Origin of the sequence: Spirillospora sp. NPDC049652 (assembly GCF_040675125.1) — a bacterium.
Lineage (GTDB): Bacteria > Actinomycetota > Actinomycetes > Streptosporangiales > Streptosporangiaceae > Spirillospora.
In genome coordinates, this window is the sequence record NZ_JBFAOF010001087.1 from 1 (window position 1) to 2,214 (window position 2,214).

Below are 2,214 nucleotides of genomic sequence, written 5' to 3' on the forward strand. Positions count from 1 at the left end.
GTCGCCCGCCGCGACGGCCGGGGTGACCATCGCGCTGGTCGCGGCGACGATCACCTGGCAGGTGTAGCGGCCCGCCTCGTCGGTGGCCCCGATCAGGTCCGCGAACACCCCGGCGAGGGTGCCCTGGAGGGCCGTCCGCCGTTCCACGGCCTCGGGACCGGCCGCGAACACCTCGACCAGGAACAGCCGCGCGTACGGCATCTCCCGGGCGAGCACGTCCAGGTACGCGCCGAGCGCGTGCTCGACCACGGCCAGCGGATCCCCGGGTGTCCCGCCCGCGGCACCGTCCTCCTCGGCCGTCCCGCTCGCATGACCGTCCTCCTCGGCCGTCCCGTCCGCAGGACCGTCCTCCTCGGCCGTCTCACCCGCGGGGTCGTCCTCCCCGGGGGTTCCGGCGTCGGGGACGGCGGCCTGGTACAGGCCGAGGGCTTCGAGGACGTGCGCCACGAGGATCTCGCCCGCCCGCTCGAACGCCCCCATGAAGCAGTCGAGCTTGGAGTCGAACAGCCGGTAGAAGCTCTGCCGGGAGACGACCGCGCGCTTGAGCACGTCCTCCACCGACGTCCGGACGTAGCCGCGTTCGGCCATCGCCTCGGCCATCGCCGCGTACAGCCGGTCGCGGTGGATGCGCTCGACCTCTTCGGGCGCGAGGGCGTGCCTCCCCCGGGGGAGACGGCGCGGCGCCGCACGGACCGTCCGTTCCTCGGCTGACTGGGGCATCCGCCCACGATAAGGCACCGCCGCCGGACGGGCGACGGGGGTGTCACCCGGCCCCTCCGGCCGCCTCCGGACCGTCCCCCTCCGCCGCTTCGGCGTCGACGAGATGGGCGAGCTTGTCGGGGTTGCTGACGGCGTAGATGCCCTCGATGTGCTCGCCGTCCTCGGCCATGTCGAGCACCATCACCGCGAACGGGGCGTCGCCGTCGAAGAGCACCGCGGACGGGTCGCCGTTGACGGTCCGGTAGCGGACGTCCAGCCGGTCCGGCCGCTGGTAGGCGCCGCTGGAGATGAGCCGGGCGACCTTGTCGCGGCCCTCGATCGGACGCAGCGCGGCCCGCCGGACGCCGCCGCCGTCGGTCCACATGGTCACGTCCGGCGCGAGGATCCGCATCAGCGCGGCCAGGTCCCCGCCGAGCGCGGCGGCGAGGAACCGCTCGGTCGCCTCCCGCTGCGTCCGGCGGTCCACGGTCCGGCGCGTCCGGCGGGCCCGGACGTGCAGCTTCGCGCGGTGCGCCACCTGCCGGACGGACGCGGGGGAGCGGTCCAGGATCTCGGCGATCTCGGTGTGCTGGTAGCCGAACACCTCGTGCAGGATGAACACCGCCCGGCTGAGCGGCGTCAGCGTCTCCAGCACGACCAGCATCGCCAGCGACACCGCCTCGCCGCGCGCCACGTCCTCGGCGGCGTCCTCCCCGGAACCGGGCCCCGAACCGGCCCCTGCGCCGATCCCGGCTCCGGTGCCGGCCGCGCCGACCAGCGGCTCCGGCAGCCACGGACCCGGATACGACTCACGCCGCCGCGCGACCGCCGCCTGCCGCGCGAGCGCGGTGTTGACCGCGATCCGCACCAGGTACGCGCGCGGCTTCTCCACGTCGTCCATGCCCCGGGCGGCCCAGGCCAGCCAGGTGTCCTGGAGGACGTCCTCGGTGTCGGCGACGCTTCCCAGCAGGTTGTAGACGATCGAGAACAGCAGCTCGCGGTGCTCGGCGTAGACGGCCGTCGCCTCGTCCGAGGCGGTCGTGGGCGGCATGTGGTGGGGCATGGGTCCTCCTGTTCGCCGACCCCCTGAGGTGTGGCGACCCCCGAAGTGTGACATCCGCGGCGAGATTGAGATTCGTCTCTCATCGCCGTCACATTCGCTCCGCCCGGCCGCCTCTCAGTGGCGTCACCCATCCGAAGGCGGAGGCGAACCCCCAGATGTCCGACAGTTCGTTCCTGGCCACGCGCCGGGGCAAGTTCACGCTCGCGCTGCTGTGCGGCGTCGCGTTCCTCGACTTCATCGACGCGTCCATCGTCAACATCGCGCTGCCCGCGATGCAGCGCGCCCTCGGCTTCTCCGTCGCGGGCCTGCAGTGGGTGCCGAGCGGCTACCTGCTCACCTACGGCGGGTTCATGCTGCTCGGCGGCCGGGTCGCCGACCTGCTCGGCCGCCGCCGGGTGCTCCTCGCCGGGACGGTCCTGTTCGGCGCGGCGTCCGCGACGGGCGGGTTCGCG

The 2,214-nt window shown here is 73.9% G+C and carries 3 protein-coding genes; 1 reads left to right on the forward strand and 2 read right to left on the reverse strand.

Translation table 11 applies throughout. The features are described from left to right. Positions 1–720, reverse strand: a 720-nt coding sequence (locus AB0J52_RS37205; protein ID WP_500187634.1) for a TetR/AcrR family transcriptional regulator, incomplete at its 3' end; no start/stop codon positions are given. Positions 721–763: 43 nt separating this feature from the next. Then, the gene (gene sigJ / locus AB0J52_RS37210) at positions 764–1,762 is read right to left on the reverse strand and encodes an RNA polymerase sigma factor SigJ (protein ID WP_500187635.1); all 999 of its coding nucleotides are present in this window, start codon (positions 1,760–1,762) and stop codon (positions 764–766) included. Positions 1,763–1,917: 155 nt separating this feature from the next. Between sigJ and AB0J52_RS37215 the strand changes: the two genes are divergently transcribed. Next, a partial coding sequence (locus AB0J52_RS37215) for an MFS transporter (protein ID WP_500187637.1) occupies positions 1,918–2,214 on the forward strand: 297 nt, incomplete at its 3' end.